We start from the raw sequence: 21901 nt of genomic DNA on the forward strand, positions 1-21901 counted from the left end.
GTATGTCGACTTCTCGTCATAAAAAAACACTCCCCAATCAGATAAACAGATTTGTTATTTCATCTGTCTACTTATTGGGGAGCATATCATTCCTCGATCAGGCCTCTTTTTGATAGGCGATCAGATTTTTCAGTGTCCTGCTTGACCGTAAAGCGATCGACTCGTGTACAATAGAGATTGTACATAATGGAAAGGGGGACTTTGAATGCCATTGACTGCATTCCTACACACGCACGTCACGAGCTGGATTTTATTACTCGTCTTGTTCGCTGTCGCCTACGTCGGCTATAAGAACGCGAACAAGAGCGGGAAGATTGCCCACATGGTGTTTCGACTCATGTTGCTCGTCGCGTTCGGCACAGGACTTTATTTGTATTTACAATTGAACGGTGGCGGCATGTTCTATCACGTGAAAATCACGGTCGGACTGCTCACGCTCATCTTCGGTGAGATGACGCTCATCCGTGTGAAGAAGAACAAACCTGCGGGCACGATGTTCGGCGGTTTTGCGATTCTCGCGCTTGTGACAATCTTCATCGGCTATGCGTTGCCGTATGGACAGTCGTTCTTCAGCAACTTCATTTAAGTTTGGTTCCCACTTCGCACATCGGAGTGGGATTTTTTGTTTGTCCGTAAATTATTAGGGGAAAATAAAAAAATCAGTGATAAAGATGATGAGGTGAAACGATGGAACAACAGATGAATGAATGGTCACGCGTCTTGCACGCGCGAAGATGGATGAAACAAACCGAATCGTTCCTGCCGCTTTGGCACGGATATATCGGCTATAAATATGGATTGTTCGATGCACTCCAAGGCGGGGCCAGCTTTGCGGAGATGACGCTTCGCTTGAAGCAACCGTTGACGAAGCTCGCGCTGGAGCGTTGGCTCGACGTTGGGGTCGCCGTTCGTCATTTGAAGAAGAGAGGCTGGCGTTACTTCCCGACACGTAGTTTGAAATATCAATTGTCGCATGAGGATGAGCGCAGCATCGGCTTTATGCTCCAAGAGATGATGGAACTTCATATTCCGGCACTCATCGCATATCCTGACTTTTTAGAGTCGGGCAAACAGAAAACGTTCGATGGGGCGACACATGGCCAGGTCGTCGCACAGACGTCGACGCTCGTCGAGACGGTCGCGTTCCCGGTCGTGCAGCAGCTGTTGCGGCAAGCCGACGTCAAGACGATGCTCGATATCGGGTGCGGCCACGGGGGTTACTTACGCAAACTGCACAGACTCGAACCCGATTGGCAGTTGACCGGGATTGATTTGGAAGAAGACGTCATCGCCGAAGCCCGGGAGCAGGATGAGTCGGGCGACATTCGTTACGAAGTGGCCGATTTCATGGAATGGGATCATGAGGACCGGTTCGATGCCGTCATGATGAATAACATGCTCTATTACTTCTCGCCAGAAAAACGAATCGAATTGCTCGAACGGATGCTCGAGAACCTCGAAGCGTCCGGTGTCGCCGTCCTCGTCACTCCGCTCGCAGAGACGCCGCTCGGCTCTCGGTTTGCCTCGGCGTTCAATGCGTTCATGACCCTCCACGACAACTTGCATCCGTTACCGACAATTCGAGAGTTGCGCCGTCAAATGCAGCAAGTCGGCTTTGAAAATATTCGCTTTATCCCATTCATCCCGGAAGGATCATGGTATATCGTCATTGCCGAACGCGGCAATTGACACATGGCGGACACACGACGAGCCGATTCAAATTTGAACTTGTCTCCAGTCATTTCTATAATGAGATAGAAGCATAAGAGACTATTCACATAGGGAGTTGTTCAACGTGTCGGAAAAAAGAGTCGCCGTGATCGGTGCCGGACCAGGAGGACTTGCGGCTGCGATGCTGCTCGCAAGCCGTGGTGTGAAGGTAACAGTATTTGAGAAGCAGGCGTTCGTCGGTGGACGAACGTCTCGTCTTCAAGTCGGAGAATTCACGTTCGATCGTGGCCCGACTTTTTTAAATATGCCGTATATTTTAGAAGAGATTTTCGAAGAGACGGGTCGCGATTTACATGACTACGTCGAGATGAAACGCCTTGAACCGATGTACGACCTTTATTTCGATCGAGGGAACCGGGTACTGTCGATGACGACCGACCGTGATCAAATGCATCAGGCGATTGAAGAGCAATTCCCTGGGAACGGGGAAGGCTATGAACGTTTCATGGCCGAACAAGCCATCAAGCTGTCGAAGTTGATGCCGGTCCTGCAGACGGCGCATGACAAGCTGACGGATTACGTGGCTACACGCGTCTTGAAGGCGTTGCCGTTCTTGTCGATTGGTAAATCGTTATATGACGTGTTATCGGAATACTTCACGAGCGAGGAGCTGAAGTACGCGTTCACGTTCCAAGCCAAATATTTAGGGATGTCTGCTTGGGATTGTCCAGGCGGCTTCTCGATTCTGTCGTATATGGAGCATGCCTACGGCGTCCATCATCCGATTGGCGGCGTGAACCAACTATGTACAGCAATGGCGCGCGTCATCGAAGAAGAGGGCGGCGAGATTCGTCTCGGAGAAGGCGTTGACCGCCTCTTGCTCGACGGGAAACGCGTCAACGGACTCGTAGCGAACAATGTCCACTATGCCTTTGACGAAGTGATTGTCGGTGCCGACTTCGCACATGCGATGACGACACTCGTCCCAAGCGACGCACTCACACGTTGGAGTCCAAAACAGCTGAAGAAGAAACGCTACTCGTGTTCGACGTTCATGCTTTATCTTGGACTCGACCGTGTCTATGATGATGTCGCACACCATTCGATCCATTTCGCCGACGACTACGAGCGTAATGTGAAAGAGATGACGCAAGACCTGAAGCTGAGCGAAGACTTCTCGTTCTATGTCCAAAATGCTTCACGGATTGATCCAACACTCGCACCGTCAGGGAAATCCTCGCTTTATGTGCTCGTCCCGGTGCCGAACAACCTGTCGAATTTACCGTGGGAGACGCTCGAGACGACGATGACCGAGCGCGTCCTCGATGCACTTGAGACTCGTTCGCCGTATCGTGAGATCCGGAACCATATCGAGGTGATCCAGCCGCTCACGCCAAACGATTGGGAAGCGTTCGGTGTCTATGAAGGGGCGACGTTCAACTTAGGACATAACTTGTCACAGATGATGTATTTCCGTCCTCATAACCAGTTCGAGGAGCTCGACCACGTCTGGCTCGTCGGCGGTGGGACACATCCAGGCAGCGGACTGCCGACGATTTTTGAATCGGCGCGCATCACCGCCAACCTGTTGCGTGACCGGGCAGGTGTCGGCCAATGAACATCAGTTTCGTCGGTGCCGGAATTGGGTCGCTTTACGCGGCCTTGCTCCTGACCCACAAATATCCGTCGCTGGACGTGACCATCTATGAAAAAGAAGCTCGTGTCGGCGGCCGGCTCAATTATGTCGAGTTCGAGAACGGTGCCCGCGTCGATGAAGGGCCGACCATCGTCTTATTGCCCGGAAAATTGAAAAGTCAGCTCCTCGAGGCCGGTTTCCCGGAGCGAGAGCTCGAGTTGATCGAGGTCGACCCGCTTTATCGCCTCCGTTACGAGGATGGCACGACGTTCTACAAATACCGTGACATCGAACGTCAGGCGGCCGAAATCGACCGTCTGTTCAACGAGGGCGACGGCTTTAGAAAGTATATGACTCAAAAACGGGAAGAGTACCGCCTCGGGTTCGATGCATTCTTAGACCGGGGCTATAAAGGCAAGACCGATTTGTTCGAACCGAAACTATTGATGCTCCTCATGCGCTTGAAGGCGTATGAGACGGCCCACGAGAACATGAAACGCTTCTTTAAAGACGAGCGTCTGCGCGTCGCCTACAGCCTCCAAACGCTCTATATTGGTGGGAACCCATATGATACCCCATCCCTCTATGGTTTGATCCCGTACCGCGAACAAGAAGAAGGAATCTGGTACGTCAAGGGAGGATATTTCTCACTTGCGACGAAAGTAGAACAAGAGTTGAGACGACGCGGCGTCAAGTTCGAGTTGAACGCGAACGTCGAACGGGTGCAGGTGGAACAAAGCCGGGCGAACGCGGTCATCGTGGATGGTGTCGTTCATCCGTATGATGCGGTCGTCGTCAACGGCGACTTCCCGCTCATGGAACGGTTGATTGATGGCGTCAAGCCGAAATCATACGAACCGTCGAGCGGGACGCTCCTGCTTTACTTCACCGTGACCGGGGACATCGATTTACCGATCCACCAATTCGACTTGCCGAATGATTTTGCGGGGTCGATGCGGACCATCTTCGAAGATGGTAAACTAAGCAAGTATCCGGCGATGTATACGTTCAATCCGTCTTTGATGGACGACACGCTGGCACCGGACGGGATGAGCGTTCTCTATGTCCTCGTGCCGGTCCCACGTAAATTGGAGCGTGAGGACTTTGAAATGAGCGGTGCGATCGAGCATTTGATTGGCCGGATCGAACAGATGGTCCCCGACTTCAGGGATCGTGTCATTGAGATGAAAGTTCGGACGCCGATGGATGCGGAACGATTTGGGTTATTCGAAGGCGGGAGCTTCGGCATCGCTCCGAAATTGGCCCAATCGGCCGCGTTCAAACCACAGGCTCGCCCGTATGCGCATATCGATCGACTTTACGCTGTCGGAGCATCGGTGCATCCGTGCGGAGGCGTCCCGATCGTCATGATCGGCTCGCAGCTGTTAGTGAAGAGAATGGAAGAAGAAATGGGGGCATTGTACCATGACGACACAAGAAGCGTATCGTCACTGTGAAGACGTAATGAAAAAAGGCTCGCTCACGTTTTATCGGGCCTTTTCTTTGCTCTCCAAACCAGACCGTCAGGCCGTGGCCGCGGTCTATGCGTTTTGTCGGACGCTCGATGACGCGGTCGATGAATCCGACCGTCCTGAAGAGAGCTTGACGGACTTTTTGACCGAGTTCGATCGCTTCTTGGCCGGTGAACATCTGACCGATGCGCTCTGGGTGGCGTTGCGTGACGTTTGGGGACGGTACGACATGGACGTCGAACCGTTCTTTGAATTGGCTGAAGGCATGAAGTGGGACTTACATAAAACGCGCTACGCGACGCTCGAGGAGACGGAGCAATATAGTTACTATGCGGCCAGCACCGTCGGTTTGATGCTGTTGCCGATCCTCGCGCCGGATGTGGATGCGACGGGACGGCAACAGTTGAAACAAGGTGCGATCGACTTAGGCATCGCCATGCAGTTGACGAATATTTTGCGTGACGTCGGGGAAGACCTCGACCGAGATCGGATTTATGTCCCACAATCGTTGCTCGCCGAGTTCGGTGTCGCGGAAGCCGATTTGTTCGCGCGACAAGTGACCCCGGCGTTCATCGACGTCTGGGAGACGATGGCGCGCCGGGCCGAACACCTATACGTACGGGCCCGGGAGACCCATCACTTATATCCTGCGACGAGCCGGAAGCCGGTCAGCGCGGCGGGATTGCTCTATGAAGGCATCTTGGACGCGGCCCGGCAGAATGGGCACGACGTCTTCACGAAACGGGCGTTTGTCTCGACGATTCAAAAAGGGAAACTGTTGGCCAAGTTATAAAATCAGGCAGCCGTCGCAAAACGGCTGCCTTTTTTGTGCACAAAAAAAACCACTTTTGGCGGGGGACCAAAAGTGGTGTAAGCGTTGTGTGATTCGTTCATCGGGGAAACGAACGAATCGGACGTGATGAACCCTAAAGATGTGCCTCGTTTCATGGGGAATGAAACAATGGGGCATCTTCGCTGAAGCAGGATGCTTGATGGACTAAGGGGGAACATCATAATGCATGCTGTTCCAGCCGCGGGATACGAGTGGGGAAACTCGCTCATCACTTTTTTCTCGGGTGTGACAAGTTCAAAACGCGATAGGCTCGGGGAAGCCATTCGATCGCTACAGGTGTAACAAACGTTACAAAACTGCTTGAACTCGAATATGATGTTATCACGTCTATCCCGTGTCGACAAGTGTCGAATCTTCTGTTCACAAAATGTTCAAATTGTCAGAGGTATGTCCTCTAACATCGACCGGGCCGCAAATTGTCCTGAAAGCGTCACCATCGGGCTGCCGCCGCCAGGGTGGGTCGAGCCTCCGGCGAACCAAATGTTGGACACATCTTCCGAGCGAGCGGAAGGTCGGAAGAACGCTCCTTTTTTCGAGTTGGCCGATGTCCCATAGAGTGCCCCGTAATATGCGTAAAAATCACGCGTCAAGTCGAGCGGGGTGACACGGCGATGGAAGACGACATCGCGATCTTCCCATTCAACGCCGAATTTCCGGAGGCGTCGGCGAATCAAATGTTCATACGTCTCGGCATCGATGTCGGTCATATGGGCCGGCGCATTGACGAGGATGAACAAGTTGTCGCCAGCTTCTCCCATCGAAGGGTCGGTATGGGCCGAGTTCGAGATGTAAATCGTCGGCTCATCGGCATACCGTTCCTCGTCGAACAGCGCCCGGAATTCCGCTTCGTAGTCGTCTGAGAAGTAGACGTTATGATGCGCCAAGTTCAACCGCTTGTTCAAGCCGACCATGATGACGAAAGCGGACACCGATGGTTCAATCGTGTCACGCGTCGGTACCGGGAACGACGGACGGTCAGAAGCATCGACGAGTCGTGGATACTGCGTGAGCAGTTCTCCGTTCAATAAGACGGCGTCACAAGACACGACATCTTCATGGTCGATGACGACCGCATGCGCTTTTCCGTTCGTCACTTCAATTTTTGTGACTTCATGACCGAGCCGGAACTCGACGCCAAGCTCGCTCGCCCGTTTGGCGAAGCCTTTTGCAATCGTCCAGTTCCCACCTTTGGCGAAATAGACGCCATCATTCAGCTCCAGGTGCGAGATGAGCGCGAACGTGCCGGGTGTGACGTACGGACTGCTGCCGATATACGTCGCATAGCGGTCGAGCGCCTGGATGATGCGTGGGTCTTTAAAATACTTCTTATGGAGCGCATGAAGGCTCTTGAGCGGATGTACTTTCATCATGTCAGCCCAAAGGCCGGTATCGATTTTTGAATCCATCCGTGTGAAGAACCGGTTATTGGCGATTTCAAACAACTTCTCCGCCTCGTCTAAGTAGTCGGTCAATTGATTCTTGTCGGCCTTATCGCCGGTCAGACGGCGTACCTCAGCTTCCATTTTCTCGCGGTCTGAATGAAACGTGAACGTCGAACCGTCAGAGAAATGATTGACCGTGTGCGACTCAAGTTTGACGAGCTCAAAATAGTCATCCGGGTTGGCCCCGCTGTTGCGAATGACGGAGCGGAACACGTCCGGCATCGTAATCGTATTCGGCCCGAAGTCGAACCGGTGTCCATCGGTGATGATCGGCATGAGCTTTCCGCCGACGTGTTCATTCTTTTCAATGACGGTCACGTCGTAACCGCGGACGGCAAGGGTGACGGCGGCGCTCAAGCCGCCGAGCCCGGCCCCGATAATAGCGATATGTTTCATGTTGTGCCTCCTAGCGAGATTATTGATACGTCCGGCCTTTCCATGAAATCGGCTTTCGTCGCCATTTGCGCACGACCGCGCTCGCGAGGAGCAACAAGTAGGCGATGAGGCTGAACGGATGGAGCCAAAAGTGGCGTCCTCCCGATTTGACGTCGATCGCCAGTCGAGCGAGCAAGACGAACACGCACGCCAAGAACGAGATCCAGTCCATGCGGACGAGGAGTGCGATGAAAGCAGACAGCTGGGTGCCGTAGTATAAGAAGAAATAAAGGGCGATGCCCACTGCTTCATTCATTCCCTTGAATACGTTTTTTGAAAACCCGTTCCACACTTCTTCATTCGTCGCATACATGTCACATGTGATGTAAGGCGAGACGTTGACGAGCGATGTGACTTTTTTGCGTCGCTTGAACTCACGGCACAGATCGATATCATCGATCAATGAATTGTGGATCGAGGCGTGTCCACCGACGTCGTCATAACTTTTCCGTTCCACGAGCACGTTCATTCCGTTGGCGGCGGCGAAGGCGGGATGACGCACCTTTCGCCAAAACAACGGCAAATGTTGGGCGATCAAGACGTGTTGCATCGGAATCAACAGTTTCCCGAGCCACGTTGGTGTCGGGAAACGAGGAAAACCTGACAAGAAGACCGCCCCTTCACGGGCGAGTGTGCCGTGCAGTCGCCCGATGAACGTCGGGTCGATCGTCACGTCGGCATCGAGAAACAACACGTACGGTTCGGTCGTCCGGCTCGCCAACTGGTGACACGCGTGGACTTTACCGGCCCACCCTTTAGGTAACGGCACACCACGGAAAATGGTGAAGCGGACATCATCAGCGATGGCTCGAACGAGTGCCTCGTATGTATCGTCCTCAGACCGGTCCTCGTATAAATAGACGCGACATTCATCCGGCAAGGCGGCCTTCAAACTCGTGATGAGTTTTGGCACGTTCCGTTCTTCGTTCCGAAGTGGAATGCACACCGCAGTCGGAGGAGCGGGAACGGGTGCGGTGAGCGGACGTAAAAATAGTAAATTGACGAGTGTGAACACGAACATAAGGAAAGTGAGCGATAAAATCACCATCAGCGGCCTCTTCCAATTTGGAGCAAGTGTTCCGTCCAATCCGCGAGGCTGCGCTTTGGCGGGAACAAGGCGATATAGCGGTCAGACTGCGTGATCACGTCGTCGCGCGTATCGTCATATAGGCGTTCGATTGCTTCGGCGAGCTCTTGTTTTTGAAGCCGTCTCGTCTCGGAGACGACCGTATGGTTGCGGAAGCGCACATAGACGAGCGGGGCGGCGTGCGACGCGAACGTGTAATAAATGGCGCACAGCCGGACTTCGGGCTGGCGGAGCAACATCGTCACACCTGAGCCAATCTCGAGCGGACGATGTTCTTGTGGATACTCGCGTCCTTGCGGGAATACCCAGACGGATTTGCCTGCGAGTAACAGCCGATTGGCGTAGTCGAGAGAAGCGCGCACATCCGACAGTTTGCCTTTTTTGATGGAAAACGCGCCCAAGTGACGGAAGAACGGAAAGCGGCGCAACCCGTCCTCATCCATCAAGACGTGAACGTCGTGGCGCAAGTAGTATTCGTTCAACATGAGCAAGATCATCCCGTCCCACCAAGAGCTGTGGGTGCTCAAAAACAATCCTGGTGTCGGCACATCATCGGCCCGGACGTAAATCGTATGGAAAAACGGACGGATTTGACGTTCTTTCACGAACGTCGAAAACAAGTTATTGAACCATTTCTTTTTGCTCGCTTCGATCATGTCGGCTCCTCCGTTCTAGCAAGATGAGGCCTGCTGCTGTCACGATGCTGAGTACACCGATGCCGTAGAGGCCAGCGTTGACGGCCGTGACGCCAAACAAGGCGTGAAGCATGACGAACAAATAACGTCCATGTCCGAGTAGCAACGGTTCCGCCTCGACTTCAAACCGGTCAAGCAACCAAGAGAAGATGAGCGACAGTCCGAACCAACCGACGAAGTTTTGCGTCGGGATGTCATAGTAGAGACCGTCATTGGCCCATTCCCAGTACCCTTTCACGTTCGCGGCGACCGGGTCGATTGCCATGTCGAGCCAAACAGCGAGGAACGGGACGAGCCAGAGCGTCCGGTTCTTGAATGAGAATAGGCGGGCGACGGCAAAACTGGCGCCGATGACGGCGAGCCAGGCCGCGCCGATCGTGACCGGTACACCGAACACGGTGGGACCGAACGCCTCGGCATAGATGTACTCACTGAACGGGAACCCGGTTTTCACACCGAGCGTCTCGACGGCGATCGAACCGAAAAAGATGAACGGGACGATCAGACGGGCGTGGCGGACACCGTCCGCAATCACCCAGCCGCCGATGAGACCGGCGAGCCACAAGAAGACAGGGTTCGCCCATTCGAGCCAACTCGGCAACAAATCAAAGCCGACAAGGACGACCCCGACGACATACCAAACCAAAAACCATTTCCAAATCCATGGATACACTTTCATTTCATCACCTCTACCCCCATTCTAGAGAGGTTTTTGGTTCCCGTCTAATAAATGCATGCAAAAAAAAGAGCCCCTCGAGAGGGGCCCGTCAATTCGCCATCCGTTTCCGTTTCTTGACGAACGAGAAGGCAATGAACAAGACATAGAATGTGACGGCGATGAACCAAAATGATGGCCATTCTTTCCAGCGGGCGAAAATCATGTACGTCAAATAAATGAGACTGACCGTGATGATGAACGAGTGGCGCGGAAGCGGCACATCTTTAAAGCTCGGGATACGGACACGGCTGACCATGAGCAGAGCGAGACCCGTGAAGAAGATCGGGGTGAGGAGCTCGTTGATCTGGTCCCCGAACGTCGTCACGACGGCGAGGAGCCCGCCGGCCGCTGTAATCGGGACACCCGAGAAGTAACTGGCCGTGACGTTCGTCGCCGACAAGTTGAAGCGGGCCAAACGATAAGCACCGAATAACGGGAACAAGGCGGCGAAGAAGAGACCGTAGTTGCCGTAATCGATAAAGAACGTGTAGTAGGCGAGAAGTGCCGGGGCGACCCCGAACGTGACGACATCAGCGAGCGAGTCGAGTTCTTTTCCAAAATCACCGGCCACTCCGAGCATACGGGCTAGCCGTCCGTCTAGACTGTCAAGCATCATGGCGATGATAATCAATAACGTGGCATTCGAAAAGTCTCCTCGCGCGGCATAGACAATCGCCAAGACGCCGCAAAACAGGTTACCGAACGTAAATGAGTTAGGAATCCACGAGCGGATTCGTTCTTTCCACATAGGTGTTGCCTCCATCTTTTTATTGAGTGAACCAGCGACCGTCCGTGAACCGAAGCAAATCAGCCGGTGTGAGTTCGAGTTGGTAGCCGCGTTTGCCGGCCGAGATGATGATCGTATCTTTTTGTCTGGCGTTGTCATGAAGAAAAACAGGGAACCGTTTCTTCGCCCCAATCGGTGAAACACCGCCACGGATATAGCCGGTCAGCGCCTCGAGCTCTTTCATCGGGACGGGTGTGGCTTTTTTGGCACCCCAGGCTTTCGCGGCCGCCTTCAAATCGATATCTAACTCTCCTGAGATGAGGAAAAAGGCGTAGCGCCGCTCCTCGTTCTCGAGACAAATCGTTTTATACAGTTGGTCGAGCGGTTTACCGAGTGACACGGCGACATGTTTGGCGGAGACGTCGGACGCGTCCACTTCATAGGAGTGGTACGTGAACGGGATGTTCCGTTGTTTCAATTGTCTTGCGGCATTCGTCAGTTGCATCAGCCCCACCCTTTCGTTGAACGACTCTTTTAAGAATAGCAAATAGTGGTAGCGTCGGGCAATCGAACTCAGAAAGTTTTCATGACAAGAAGGAAACAGAATGGACGATATAGAAATGAATAGTGATTCATTTTAGTAAAGGGGGAATTGGGATGGAAACGATTCAACTAGAACGACATAACGGGGTCGGCTGGCTCAAATGGAACCGACCGGAGAAACTGAACGCGCTGAATGAGACGCTGCTCCGCGAGGCAAGGGAAGCAGTCGAGGGGCTCGTGGCAGACGAGACCGTCCAAGTCATCGTCCTTGTCGGGCAAGGACGTGCCTTCTCATCGGGACAGGATTTGACGATCGAGGGGGATGCCGACTATGGCCTCTATCTAGAGGAGGTCTACCATCCGCTCGTCCGGGCGCTCGAAGCTTGTCCGAAACCGGTCATCGCCGGGATTCACGGAGTCGTCGCGGGGGCGGGCTTGAGTCTAGCGCTCGCGGCGGACGTCCGTCTCGTCGCCAGGTCGACGAAGTTCAGTTCGGCCTTCATCAAGATTGGTCTCGTCGCAGATGCCGGGGGGCCGTATCATTTACGACGTCTGATGCGCCCAGACCTCGCGCTCGCTTGGATGTGGAGCGGGAGCACGATCGGCGCCGAACAGGCCGAGACGTTCGGTCTCGTCACCGAGCTCGTCGAGGATGAGGCGTACTTGGAGCGGTTGACGACATATGCCGAGACGCTCGCCGCCCAGTCACCGACGGCGGTACAGGGCATGAAGGCGTTGTTCCGAGCCAAGTCGTTCGAGGAAGAGCTCGAGCAAGAAATCATCTGGCAACGGAAATGTGGTCAGACGGACGTTCATCGGCAGGCGATGCAGGCGTTCCTAAATCGATGAAAAAAGAAGCGGTCATGGCGACCGCTTCTTTTTGATTCGGTGTACCCGGCATGGGCGTAATCTATTTGATGACTATGCATTCGGGGGATTGGATCCGTTCGTCCGGACGGTGTTCTTGGAACTGATGGAACATCCCGAGTGGATGCGTGTCGTCGACAGAGGACATTGCGTCGAAAAGGTCGTACGGTTTGATGAAGGACGGAACTCGCCTTATTTCCGTGTGGTGATCTATCTGGATGGAGAAGAGCGTCCGATCAAGATTGTGTATCTATATGGGACATGGGTGGTGGCGAATGGGGACGTCAGTTTCGTCGTCTCAGAGATACCCAAGGGTGTATTCGAATATGAAGTGATGCATGTCCATTGGCTCATCACGTATCGCTTCGAGGATTGGGGAGTCTTTGAGGACGGGGCATGGGAGAAGGAATGGTGATCCGGGCTCATGCGTGAGCGTCTAACGCCTTGTGGCGAAGTCGCTCATCGCACCGCTGCCCCCCTGACGGCCCGATAACAAGAGCTGCTGGCTCACCGCCGCATCTCTATGTTCCTGGATCTTTCTGACGGGAGGCACGGAGCGTAAGGACAACGTCAAAAGCACGAGCGTGGGCGCGTCTAACGCCACGCAAAAACACCATTTAAATTCTTTAAAGTACGCGTAGTAAAAAAAGAATTCTCTTCGGGATTGAAGTGAATTCTTTTGTTGAGAATATCTATTTTGCTGTTGAATAATCAGTCTATATTTACAAAAGATTCTAAATCAACAAATACGAATGCTTCTTCATAATTTTCATCATGAAGTTTAAATGCGTATCCAGAGTCCTTTTTTTGAATCAACTCTTCTACTTCCGCGACGTGTTCTTCTGAGACTTCAAATCGTTGTTGTATCCGATAAAAGTTAGCATAACGAGATTTTTCTCGCTCACTATTTGTTAACTCTTCCGCAGATACAGAAACAAACATAACCGGCTCAGGTACGTCCGAGACCTTTTCGAAAAGAGAAGTTGGAAGTTGAACACTCCAGTAAAACTGTTGCTCAGTAGAAGTGAATTTTGGACTTAGAATGTTATCTACTGAGAACGTTACGGTTGTGATCAATTCATTGTTTTCTACTTCTTTTTCGAAACTTATAAATGAAAATTGTTGAGCTACCATACTATCGATGTATTCATTAATAGATACATACTGTGTTGTACCTGAAACATCCTGGGTAGTTTGTTCAGTTTTCTCGTTAGACTTCTCCTTACCCAAAGAAGTACTCTTTGATGAATCGTTTTCGCTACATGATGCCAATACTAAAGCACTCGCTAAAACGTATAAAGCAACATACTTTTTCATATATCAGTATGCAAGATTCTGAGAGTAGCTGTAACGGCTGTAGTCTGCAGAAACGGCTTTTGATCTTGATACCAAACCATTAGAGTATGTGACTAATTTTCCTGTGGTATCAACACCGATGCTACCATAAACTAATTTACGCGTGGATTTTGGAGGAATATTAAAGGCGAATTTAGTTGATGTGGTGGTATCCGTCCCATAAGAAACCTCGGCTGTTACTTTTAGGCCATTTTGCAAAATTTTAAATTCTGTTTCACCTGTAAGAGTTCCAGTAGCAAATACACGACGAGAAACCTCATAGTTTACTGTGTCTACAAGAGACGATGTTTTTGTAGCAATATGCGTCCATTTAGGAAGCTTTACTAATGTATTAGTGAGTGTGGATTGATATACTGTTCCATCGTAAACTGGGGCATAAATAGGCACATCATTTTCTACTGCTGACACTGAATTAGGTACTCCTGATAAAATCGATGCGCTCAAAGCTAGTGAACCTAAGATTTTAATTGTTTTCGACTTAAACATTAAAAAAACCTCCAATATTTTTTGTGAAAAATCTGGTGAAAATAAAAAATCCTAAAAATCATTGTCTCCTTTACATTAAAAAATTGACTTTTGAACTAAGCTTTATTCAAAATATAGCATTTATTTACCATTTGAAATTTGGGATAATATGAGGTGGAGGAGATTAAATTGCATAAATATATCGGGAATATCATCCGATTTAATCGTATAAAAGCAAAGAAAACCCAACAAGAAGTCGCAACAGGGATATGTTCTATCTCACATTTAAGCAAAATCGAAAAAGGTGTGTACCTTCCTAATCAAGAGACATTACATCTGCTTCTCGAAAGAATTGGGAAAAAAATTGATTTTGAGAAAGACCAGCATCAAAGACTAGTAAAACTTATTGATGACTTTTATTACCATTGGTCTTACAGTGAAGTTAGTCAAATGAAATCGACTTTTGAAATGATGGAAAAGGAGGAGTCACATTACATAGTCAGTGATTATTTGAATCGATACCTATTGGCTCAACTGGCCTATGAATTAAACGAAAAAAATTATGAAAAGGCTGAATCTCTTTTATACAACCTTGATAATTTAGAGATAATGTCCAATGCCGACATGAGTAAATTTGTCGTTTTAAAAATGTCGTTCTTGAATAAGTATAAAGACTCTAAGAAAGCTGCAGAATACGCTGAATCAAATGAAGATCTCATAGTGAGTGACGACAAAGCAGAATATTTTTACCAGAAAGGTCTAATTTACAGCTATAACATCAGTCCATCACTTTCTTTAATTCATATGAATAAAGCCTATGAATCTTTTGGTAAAGGGACGAATTTCACTAGAATGATAACTTGTAAGTCGGTTATGGCAATTAATTACTCAAGATTGGGTTTAATGAAAGAAGCAGAAAAAGAGTATATTGAGTTGTTGCGTATGCTATCAAAATTTCGTAACGAGAATATGTTACACGAGACGCGGTATAACTATGGTATATTCTTGAAAAATGCAAAACGATATGAAGAGGCATTTGAAGTCTTTGAGAGTTGCGAAGAATATTTTTCGACTAAAAATGAACATCGATGTCTTTTGATTCTTGCTATGTGGGAAACCAAACTCCATTTAAACGATCTTCAAGAGGAAGAGATTTTAGAATTTACTTCATCTTTCGAGAATACTTCTTCAAAGTGTAAGCTTCATAAGAAATATTTGGTTTATGCCGATTTAATGATTCTAAAGAGTAAAAAAAATGAGAAAGAATATTATCGGTTACTTGAAACTAATTACTTAAGGTTAATCGAGAAAGAAAACTCTTATATTGAAATAAGAAAAAGATATTTGGAACTCTTAGATTATTATAAAAATAAAAATCATTCTAAATATCAGAAATTATTAGTAGCGTTTCATCAAAATGAAGAATCTATGGAGATGATCAGATGGTAAAAAAAATATTGATTATCATGACAATTATGACAGTTTTCAGTTTTTCACCAAGTATAGATGCAAAAGGTAGTGTTAGTAATGGGTCACAAAATCACCTTCCTGAAAAAATTGATCCTATTCATCCCACTAAATAAATATTTAAAAATCGTCCCTATGAAGGAGTGTGAACTGAACTCTGAATGATAGACACTTGATCAAAAGTGCGCATTCAGGTTTTTTTGCGTGCGGTCGAATCGATATAATGAACCTATTCATTCAGACGGGGGAACGCATCCATGAGTAAAATCATCTTCAACGAACATCAGATCAGTCAGCTCGAGTTAAACCCGAAGATGCAGGCGTTGATCGAGCATGTCAGGTTGAGAAAGCGGTCGGGAATGTATAAAGATGAATCTGATGGCAACTAAACGTTTCAGCACCAGATATGGCTGGCTGGCATTTATGGACAACATGGTCACCAAAATTAAGGGGTGGGAATCGCTCGTCCTCCTCGGCAGGTCTTCTTTGCTAGACCCGATTATTCATGTTACAATCAAGGTACATTAGAAGTGACACTTAAAGTGACGCTTTAAAAGGGGGCAATTCAATGATTATCGAACATCGCAATACGCTCACCCCTACAGATTTGAAGCGTAAGGATGGATTCACCCGTGTCAAAGTCGCGATCCAGAATGATCCTTCACAAGTCTTTGTGGTGAGAAGTCCTCGAGAAGAGGAAGAGATTGTTCTCATGTCTGTCGCAAACGCGGAACGTTTGATGGCCCTTGAGGAGCGGTTTAACAAATTCATCGATGCGTCCGTCTTCCATGAGTTCGAACGTCGTCAAGAGCTGGGATCCAAGTCTTACGTGTTAAAAGATGTCCCGGACGTCGATCTCGATGAAGATGATATCTATATGCCGATTGCCCTTCAAGAAGAGGAGGGCGACCTTCGATGATCGCCAAGGCACAGAAGTTCTGGTTCACATTCTTCGAGCAAATGAAAGTTCATTACGATGTAACAATCGAGGTCACCTCTTTCTCAGAAGGTGACCTCGATCATTTCTATCGTGAAAGACGCCATAAAGAGATTGCTGGCTATATCGAACGTCAAGTCCGTCAAGGCATCTTCGCGCCCCTAGATGGGACTGCAAATCCGATCCACGGGAAGTATTCGGATTATGTCTATATCAAGATACTTCGTGCCGGCATCCGAATCATCTATCTACCGAAGAAAGTCGACGGAGCCACTCTGATGGTCCTAGACACTATCGGCTATCGAGCGGGCGATGCGGTGTACAATGAATTTCAGAGAAGACGTCCCAATACATAAAAAAAACTGTTCTATCTATCCAGGAGCCCGACTCCTTCCCACTCTAATAGCCGTTTTGTTTTCTAACACAGTCAACGGTTCATGTGAACAAATGAGAAAAGACACTCTTCAATGGGAGGGCACTGAAAAACTTCAAATGATTTTGAACAGAGGAGCGTCGTCCCGTTTGGGATGACGCTCCTCTGTTTTCCTTCTCGATTTATGAAGTAGGCTTCGGTTCGAATTGGAACCCTTTTTGTTGCCACGTGCCGTATTTCCAACGACGGAAGGCGAAGAAACCGCGGAACCACTCGTCAAGCGAGAAGGCGAGCCAAATTCCGAGGACGCCAAGTCCCATCTGGAGGCCGAACAAATAACTGAAGACGACGGCGACGCCCCACATCGAGGCGATCCCGATCATGACCGGGAAGCGAACGTCACCGACCGATTTGAGCGAGCCCATCAAGACGATGTTCATGGCACGACCTGGCTCAAGAATGAGCGTCGCCCATAAAATCGGCACTCCGACGGCGATGATGTCTGGGTTCGATGTGAACAGGCCGAGCAGCGACTTGCCGAATACGGCGAGTCCGAGCGACGCGACGAGCGATGCGAACATGGCGAGCTTCAACGTCTTCACGGCACGAGTATACGCTTCTTTGAACCGTTTTCCGCCGATGTCACGAGCAATCAATAGCTGCGTCCCTTGGGCGACAGCGACCGTGAACAAGAAGGCCAGCATCGACAAGTTCATGACATATACCCGGGCGGCTAGGGAAGCCTCGCCCATCGTAGCGATGAAACCGGTGATGATGATTTGTGAGAACTGATATGACAAGTTCTCTCCGGCCGATGGGACGCCAATCTGTAACAAGGCACGAATGTCGTCGCGTTTCGGACGAATCAATTCTTTGAGCGGGAAGCGGAGCAAGAGCCGCTTCTTGACGATCCAAAATAACAAGACCATGGCCGAGAAGCGGGCGATGACGATGGCCCACGCGACACCGGCGACACCCGTGACCGGAAGACCGAACCAGCCCATGACAGCGAGCATCGCTCCGATGGCTGTGATGATATCGATCAGGAGCGTCGCGAGCATCGCATGCTTCGTCATCCCATGACTCCGGAGAACCGAACTGAGCGCCATGATGAGCGCTTCAGTGAACAGCGACAACCCGACGATTTGCAAGAACAACAAACCGTGGTCGAACAACTCATCGGATAAACCGAACAAGCGAAGGAACGTCTCGCCGAACAAAAAGACGACGGCGACCATGAGCACGCCGAGCCACATATTCAAGCTGACGGCAGAACGGGCGAAATCGCGGCTCTTCTTCATCCGGTTGGCACCGAGCGCTTGACCAATTAAAATGGTCGCTCCGACCGAGGTCACGCTGAAGACGATTAAGAAGACGTTCAAGATTTGGTTGGCGACGCCGACCGCGGAAGCGGCGGCATCTGAGTAATGGGCGAGCATGAGCGTGGCGATGATCCCGGTCCCCATATGGAGTGCGAGTTCGATGAAGATCGGCCACGAGATTTTAAATAAACTGAGCTGTTCGGTGTCTTTTGTCGGCATGGTGTATTCTCCCTTGTTTTCTACAATTCTCTCTATGAAATATTTACGTTGTCAAAATCACAAGGGTCATGTTACTCCTTTTGAAATGAAAAAGAAAGGGATTTGGTAAATTATTTTCAACAAAAAAAACACCCGCCGAAACGGGTGGAAAACCGAATTTATTTCATTTTTAAAATTGTGGCGCTGAACGGCGCCAGTTCGACTTCGAGCGAGTCTACATCACGGTCGCGCAGTAAATCATAGGCGCTTCCGGTATGGCCGAGCGGGTTGAGCTTCGACACGGAATCTGAGTTATTGAAGTATATCAAATACGTCTCATCTTTCGTACAACGCTCGATGATGAGGGCGTTATCCTCATCGTCGACGAGATTGAAACGATACGAGCCGCCGTTCGCGAGCACCGGATGCTCTTTGCGGAGTCGAATCAATTTCTGCACGTAGCGGAACAGTTCACGATCTTCTTCGGCTTCGTCCCACGGCATACAACGACGGCAACCCGGATCTTGTTCGCCTTCGAGGCCGATCTCGTCCCCGTAATAGATGCATGGGCTTCCTGTGTACGTGAGCATCGACGTCATGAGCAACTTGAACTTCCCTTTATGCCCTTTTGCCCGAGTGAGGGCGCGCGGGGTGTCGTGCGAGTCGATCAAGTTGAACGTCACTTCGTTCACGTTCGTCGTGTTCATCATCTCGACGCGTGTCAACTCATTGCGAAACTCGGAAGCAGACGTCCGGTCGAGCGCGAAATAGTTGAGGCTCGCGTTCGTGAACGGATAGTTCATGACCGCATCGAACTGGTCACCTTTGAGCCATGGCTGCGCATCGTGCCAAATCTCACCGAGGATGTACGCATCCGGATTCGCTTGTTTGACCGTTTTACGGAAATCGCGCCAGAACGCGTGATCAACCTCGTTGGCCACGTCTAACCGCCATCCGTCGATGCCGAATTCTTCGACCCAGTAGCGGGCCACTTCTAATAGATAAGCTTTCAACGCCGGGTGCTCCGTATTGATTTTCGGCATGTTTTTTTCGAACGCGAACGTGTCGTAGTTCGGCTTCGGCGTCGTCTCGATCGGGAAGTCACGAAGATAGAACCAGTCACGGTACTCTGACTGTGGTCCTTTTTCGACGACGTCTAAGAACCAAGGGTGGTTGTAGCCGACATGGTTGAAGACGGCGTCGAGCATGACTTTGATACCGTTCTCGTGGAGAAGATCGACGAGTTGTTTGAACTGCTCCTTCGTCCCGAATTGTGGATCGATTTCCATATAATCGAGCGTATCATATTTATGGTTCGTCGTTGCCTTGAAGATCGGGCAAAAGTAAATGCCGGTGATGCCGAGGTCGACGATGTGGTCAATATGATCGATGATTCCTTGGAAGTCGCCGCCAAAGAAGTTGGTGACCGTCGGCTCGGTACTATTCCACGGCAACGTACCTTCGGGGTCGTTAGAAGGGTCACCGTTCGCGAACCGGTCCGGGAAGATTTGATACCAGACTGTGTCCTTCACCCACGATGGGGCGTGGAAGATGTCGACCGGGTTGATGAACGGGATGCAGAAATAGTAGCCCGTGTCGTCGAGCGGTTTATCTTCGAACCAACCTTTTTCCGTATAGACGGCCGTCTCATTGCCGTCATGGAGCCGGAAGCCGTAACGGAGGCGGCGGAATGGCGGTTTGATGGCGATGAACCAATAGTCGTATTGATCATCATGGCCGATTTTTTCCATCGGTGTCTCGAACGTGCGCCAAAAGCTCGGCTTGTCCGGGTCGAAATTCCACATGGCTGGGTCTTCCGAGTGCCAGTCGTACGGGTCGTTCCAAATTAAGTCAACAGATTGGATATCATTTCTTTTCGTATGGAAGCGAATATGTATCGTTTCTCGGTCATACTTGTACACGAAAGGGGACATGGCGCGGTGGTAGATGGCTTCTTTGATCATGGGTTTGAATTCCTTTCTCTATTAAGGGTTATAACCATTTTACACTGTCTGTTCAGAAAAGAAACAACAGTTGTGAAAACGTTTGCTCAAGCAAAGGGTAATAAAGCGTTTACATTTTGTCAATCGTTCGATTCCTTGTTTCATAAGAAAAACACCTACAAAAACTTCAAAAAGAGATAAATGGGACAACAGCAGGAAAAATTCCTAAAAAAAAGTCTTGTAAAACGCTTACACAACTGTATAATAAAAATTGAGGTGAGGATGCAAACGTTTTCACTAACCTACTGATTCTGTAGCGGAGTTGTTTAAAATCAGTAGGTCGGTGCGATTTCGCAAATCTGACCATACTATTCCTTGGGGAGGTTTTTCATCATGAAGATGAAAAAAATGGTAGCAGGACTTTCAACAGCAGTATTCGCTTTCGGTGCACTTGCTGCATGTGGTGGCGGTACGGACAACAGTTCTACTAACGAAGGCGGTTCTACTAACGAGAACAAGCCAGAAAAAATCGTAATTTGGGAAGATATTGAAAAGTCGGAAACGACGAAAGAAGTTGCGAAGGCGTTTGAAGAAGAACACGGTGTCGCAGTTGAAGTCGTTGAAGTCCAAATGACGGATCAAAAAGACAAGTTGGCGCTTGATGGCCCAGCTGGTAAAGGTCCGGATATCGTTCTCGTACCACACGACCAAATCGGAACGATCGCTGACCAAGGTCACTTGGCTCCACTTACTGACGAAGGCGCTCTTGACGCGTTCACTGACGCTTCGAAATCGGCTGTCATGTTCGACGGACAAGCTTACGGCTACCCGAAATCAGTTGAAACACCAGTCCTCATGTATAACAAGGATTTGGTATCAGAAGCTCCTGCTTCAATGGACGACTTGTACAAGCTGTCTACAGATCTTAAAGACAAAGGCGAGTACGGCTTCCTCGGTCTTTGGGATAACTTCTACTTCGCACACGGTGTAGTGGCTGGCTTCGGCGGTTACGTCTTCAAAGAAGACGGCGGCGCGCTCGACCCATCAGACATCGGTTTGAACAACGAAGGCGCAGTTGAAGGCTTCGACTACATCGGCAAATGGTACCAAGAAGGTCTCTTCCCTAAAGGGTTGATCGGCGAGTCTGGCGGCCAAGCGATGGACCAACTCTTCACTGAGAAGAAAGCACACACAGTCATGAACGGACCATGGGCCGTAGCTGGTTACCAAGATGCTGGCGTCAACCTTGGAGCGTCTGCATTGCCGACACTTCCAAACGGTGAGCCAATCAAGACATTCATGGGCGTGAAGACATACGCACTTTCTGCTTACACAGAAAACCAAGAGTGGGCTGAAATGTTCCTCGCAGAACTTACAAACGAAGAGAACGCATTGAAAATGTTCGAAGCGTACAACGAGATTCCACCAGTAGCAGCACTCGAGTCGAACGAGACAATCACGTCGAACGAAGTTGCGAAAGCGGTATTCGATCAAGCAACGAACGCAATCCCAATGCCTAACATTCCTGAAATGGGACAAGTTTGGGAGCCAATGGCACAAGCGCTTCAGCTCGTAGCGACTGGCAAGCAAGATGGACAAAAATCAGCTGACGATGCTGTTAAAGTCATCGAGCAACAAATCCAAGCAAACAACCAATAAGGATATGAAATGATGGGGTACGCCGACTGGCGTTC

22 protein-coding genes are annotated in these 21901 nt (G+C 49.8%); 12 read left to right on the forward strand and 10 right to left on the reverse strand.

The annotated features are described in order from the left end of the window. The first annotated feature begins 205 nt into the window (after positions 1-205). The 5 genes from KNP64_RS00005 to KNP64_RS00025 all read left to right on the forward strand — a co-directional run bounded on the left by KNP64_RS00005 (position 206) and on the right by KNP64_RS00025 (position 5572). Positions 206-586, forward strand: coding sequence for a YisL family protein (locus tag KNP64_RS00005; protein WP_214791786.1), 381 nt, complete (start codon positions 206-208; stop codon positions 584-586). A 101-nt stretch (positions 587-687) separates the two neighbouring features. Beyond that, positions 688-1689: a class I SAM-dependent methyltransferase gene (locus KNP64_RS00010; RefSeq protein ID WP_214791784.1), complete on the forward strand. Its 1002-nt coding sequence runs from the start codon at positions 688-690 to the stop codon at positions 1687-1689. A gap of 73 nt (positions 1690-1762) precedes the next feature. Then, entirely contained in the window at positions 1763-3289 is a 1527-nt protein-coding gene (locus tag KNP64_RS00015; RefSeq protein ID WP_214791811.1) for a phytoene desaturase family protein, read from the forward strand. Then, positions 3286-4764 (forward strand): phytoene desaturase family protein, encoded by a 1479-nt coding sequence (locus tag KNP64_RS00020; RefSeq protein WP_214791782.1) that lies wholly within the window; start codon positions 3286-3288, stop codon positions 4762-4764. The genes KNP64_RS00015 and KNP64_RS00020 overlap by 4 nt, the downstream gene beginning before the upstream one ends. Further along, complete coding sequence (locus tag KNP64_RS00025) at positions 4733-5572, forward strand: phytoene/squalene synthase family protein (RefSeq protein WP_214791780.1); 840 nt, start codon at positions 4733-4735, stop codon at positions 5570-5572. Before KNP64_RS00020 ends, KNP64_RS00025 begins: the two co-directional genes overlap by 32 nt. Before the next feature lie 431 nt (positions 5573-6003). Here KNP64_RS00025 and KNP64_RS00030 read toward each other — a convergent pair whose 3' ends face one another. The 6 genes from KNP64_RS00030 to ybaK form a co-directional block, all read right to left on the reverse strand. After that, positions 6004-7470: a phytoene desaturase family protein gene (locus KNP64_RS00030; protein ID WP_214791778.1), complete on the reverse strand. Its 1467-nt coding sequence runs from the start codon at positions 7468-7470 to the stop codon at positions 6004-6006. Positions 7471-7489: 19 nt separating this feature from the next. Next, on the reverse strand, positions 7490-8557 hold the full coding sequence (locus tag KNP64_RS00035; RefSeq protein ID WP_214791776.1) for a glycosyltransferase family 2 protein: 1068 nt from the start codon (positions 8555-8557) through the stop codon (positions 7490-7492). After that, the gene (locus KNP64_RS00040) at positions 8557-9252 is read right to left on the reverse strand and encodes a lysophospholipid acyltransferase family protein (protein WP_114166384.1); all 696 of its coding nucleotides are present in this window, start codon (positions 9250-9252) and stop codon (positions 8557-8559) included. The genes KNP64_RS00035 and KNP64_RS00040 overlap by 1 nt, the downstream gene beginning before the upstream one ends. After that, positions 9218-9970 carry a carotenoid biosynthesis protein gene (locus tag KNP64_RS00045; protein ID WP_214763663.1) on the reverse strand — a complete coding sequence of 251 codons (753 nt, stop codon included), beginning with the start codon at positions 9968-9970 and terminating at the stop codon, positions 9218-9220. Before KNP64_RS00045 ends, KNP64_RS00040 begins: the two co-directional genes overlap by 35 nt. 88 nt (positions 9971-10058) lie before the next feature. Further along, positions 10059-10757 (reverse strand): CDP-diacylglycerol--serine O-phosphatidyltransferase, encoded by a 699-nt coding sequence (gene pssA, locus KNP64_RS00050; RefSeq protein ID WP_021066674.1) that lies wholly within the window; start codon positions 10755-10757, stop codon positions 10059-10061. 19 nt (positions 10758-10776) lie between these two features. Next, positions 10777-11241 carry a Cys-tRNA(Pro) deacylase gene (ybaK, locus tag KNP64_RS00055; protein ID WP_214763665.1) on the reverse strand — a complete coding sequence of 155 codons (465 nt, stop codon included), beginning with the start codon at positions 11239-11241 and terminating at the stop codon, positions 10777-10779. 152 nt (positions 11242-11393) lie between these two features. Here ybaK and KNP64_RS00060 point away from each other — a divergent pair, with 152 nt between their 5' ends. After that, positions 11394-12128 carry an enoyl-CoA hydratase/isomerase family protein gene (locus tag KNP64_RS00060; RefSeq protein ID WP_214791774.1) on the forward strand — a complete coding sequence of 245 codons (735 nt, stop codon included), beginning with the start codon at positions 11394-11396 and terminating at the stop codon, positions 12126-12128. Between the two features lie 88 nt (positions 12129-12216). Then, the gene (locus KNP64_RS00065) at positions 12217-12561 is read left to right on the forward strand and encodes a hypothetical protein (protein ID WP_214763668.1); all 345 of its coding nucleotides are present in this window, start codon (positions 12217-12219) and stop codon (positions 12559-12561) included. A 296-nt stretch (positions 12562-12857) separates the two neighbouring features. Here the strand turns inward: KNP64_RS00065 and KNP64_RS00070 are convergent, their stop codons facing one another. Both KNP64_RS00070 and KNP64_RS00075 read right to left on the reverse strand, forming a co-directional pair. Further along, positions 12858-13463 (reverse strand): hypothetical protein, encoded by a 606-nt coding sequence (locus KNP64_RS00070; protein ID WP_214763669.1) that lies wholly within the window; start codon positions 13461-13463, stop codon positions 12858-12860. A 3-nt stretch (positions 13464-13466) separates the two neighbouring features. Next, positions 13467-13988, reverse strand: coding sequence for a hypothetical protein (locus tag KNP64_RS00075; protein ID WP_214763671.1), 522 nt, complete (start codon positions 13986-13988; stop codon positions 13467-13469). Between the two features lie 168 nt (positions 13989-14156). On the opposite strand from KNP64_RS00075, the gene KNP64_RS00080 reads away from it, so the two are divergent. The 4 genes from KNP64_RS00080 (at position 14157) to KNP64_RS00090 (ending at position 16727) form a co-directional block, all read left to right on the forward strand. After that, on the forward strand, positions 14157-15416 hold the full coding sequence (locus KNP64_RS00080) for a helix-turn-helix domain-containing protein (protein ID WP_214763673.1): 1260 nt from the start codon (positions 14157-14159) through the stop codon (positions 15414-15416). Between the two features lie 275 nt (positions 15417-15691). Next, positions 15692-15823 carry a hypothetical protein gene (locus tag KNP64_RS14890; RefSeq protein WP_256441338.1) on the forward strand — a complete coding sequence of 44 codons (132 nt, stop codon included), beginning with the start codon at positions 15692-15694 and terminating at the stop codon, positions 15821-15823. Between the two features lie 179 nt (positions 15824-16002). After that, positions 16003-16353, forward strand: coding sequence for a hypothetical protein (locus KNP64_RS00085; protein ID WP_214763675.1), 351 nt, complete (start codon positions 16003-16005; stop codon positions 16351-16353). Next, positions 16350-16727, forward strand: a complete 378-nt coding sequence (locus tag KNP64_RS00090; protein WP_214763678.1) for a hypothetical protein — start codon at positions 16350-16352, stop codon at positions 16725-16727. Before KNP64_RS00085 ends, KNP64_RS00090 begins: the two co-directional genes overlap by 4 nt. Positions 16728-16926: 199 nt before the next feature. On the opposite strand, the gene KNP64_RS00095 is transcribed toward KNP64_RS00090, so the two are convergent. Both KNP64_RS00095 and KNP64_RS00100 read right to left on the reverse strand, forming a co-directional pair. Next, a complete protein-coding gene (locus tag KNP64_RS00095) occupies positions 16927-18285 on the reverse strand; it encodes an MATE family efflux transporter (protein WP_214763681.1) in 1359 nt (452 codons plus the stop codon). 158 nt (positions 18286-18443) lie between these two features. Continuing rightward, on the reverse strand, positions 18444-20228 hold the full coding sequence (locus KNP64_RS00100; RefSeq protein ID WP_214791773.1) for a glycoside hydrolase family 13 protein: 1785 nt from the start codon (positions 20226-20228) through the stop codon (positions 18444-18446). A 372-nt stretch (positions 20229-20600) separates the two neighbouring features. On the opposite strand from KNP64_RS00100, the gene KNP64_RS00105 reads away from it, so the two are divergent. Beyond that, positions 20601-21866 carry an extracellular solute-binding protein gene (locus KNP64_RS00105; protein ID WP_214791771.1) on the forward strand — a complete coding sequence of 422 codons (1266 nt, stop codon included), beginning with the start codon at positions 20601-20603 and terminating at the stop codon, positions 21864-21866. Positions 21867-21901 lie beyond the last annotated feature (35 nt).

This window comes from Exiguobacterium sp. s64, assembly GCF_018618035.1.
Lineage (GTDB): Bacteria > Bacillota > Bacilli > Exiguobacteriales > Exiguobacteriaceae > Exiguobacterium > Exiguobacterium mexicanum_A.

Bases quoted from the DNA above. Each gene is read 5' to 3' on its own strand.
- KNP64_RS00005 (WP_214791786.1), top strand. From the start codon at position 206: ATGCCATTGACTGCATTCCTACACACGCACGTCACGAGCTGGATTTTA.
- KNP64_RS00010 (WP_214791784.1), top strand. From the start codon at position 688: ATGGAACAACAGATGAATGAATGGTCACGCGTCTTGCACGCGCGAAGA.
- KNP64_RS00020 (WP_214791782.1), top strand. From the start codon at position 3,286: ATGAACATCAGTTTCGTCGGTGCCGGAATTGGGTCGCTTTACGCGGCC.
- KNP64_RS00025 (WP_214791780.1), top strand. From the start codon at position 4,733: ATGACGACACAAGAAGCGTATCGTCACTGTGAAGACGTAATGAAAAAA.
- KNP64_RS00030 (WP_214791778.1), bottom strand. From the start codon at position 7,470: ATGAAACATATCGCTATTATCGGGGCCGGGCTCGGCGGCTTGAGCGCC.
- KNP64_RS00035 (WP_214791776.1), bottom strand. From the start codon at position 8,557: ATGGTGATTTTATCGCTCACTTTCCTTATGTTCGTGTTCACACTCGTC.
- KNP64_RS00040 (WP_114166384.1), bottom strand. From the start codon at position 9,252: ATGATCGAAGCGAGCAAAAAGAAATGGTTCAATAACTTGTTTTCGACG.
- KNP64_RS00045 (WP_214763663.1), bottom strand. From the start codon at position 9,970: ATGAAAGTGTATCCATGGATTTGGAAATGGTTTTTGGTTTGGTATGTC.
- pssA (WP_021066674.1), bottom strand. From the start codon at position 10,757: ATGTGGAAAGAACGAATCCGCTCGTGGATTCCTAACTCATTTACGTTC.
- ybaK (WP_214763665.1), bottom strand. From the start codon at position 11,241: ATGCAACTGACGAATGCCGCAAGACAATTGAAACAACGGAACATCCCG.
- KNP64_RS00060 (WP_214791774.1), top strand. From the start codon at position 11,394: ATGGAAACGATTCAACTAGAACGACATAACGGGGTCGGCTGGCTCAAA.
- KNP64_RS00070 (WP_214763669.1), bottom strand. From the start codon at position 13,463: ATGAAAAAGTATGTTGCTTTATACGTTTTAGCGAGTGCTTTAGTATTG.
- KNP64_RS00075 (WP_214763671.1), bottom strand. From the start codon at position 13,988: ATGTTTAAGTCGAAAACAATTAAAATCTTAGGTTCACTAGCTTTGAGC.
- KNP64_RS14890 (WP_256441338.1), top strand. From the start codon at position 15,692: ATGAGTAAAATCATCTTCAACGAACATCAGATCAGTCAGCTCGAGTTA.
- KNP64_RS00085 (WP_214763675.1), top strand. From the start codon at position 16,003: ATGATTATCGAACATCGCAATACGCTCACCCCTACAGATTTGAAGCGT.
- KNP64_RS00090 (WP_214763678.1), top strand. From the start codon at position 16,350: ATGATCGCCAAGGCACAGAAGTTCTGGTTCACATTCTTCGAGCAAATG.
- KNP64_RS00095 (WP_214763681.1), bottom strand. From the start codon at position 18,285: ATGCCGACAAAAGACACCGAACAGCTCAGTTTATTTAAAATCTCGTGG.
- KNP64_RS00100 (WP_214791773.1), bottom strand. From the start codon at position 20,228: ATGATCAAAGAAGCCATCTACCACCGCGCCATGTCCCCTTTCGTGTAC.
- KNP64_RS00105 (WP_214791771.1), top strand. From the start codon at position 20,601: ATGAAGATGAAAAAAATGGTAGCAGGACTTTCAACAGCAGTATTCGCT.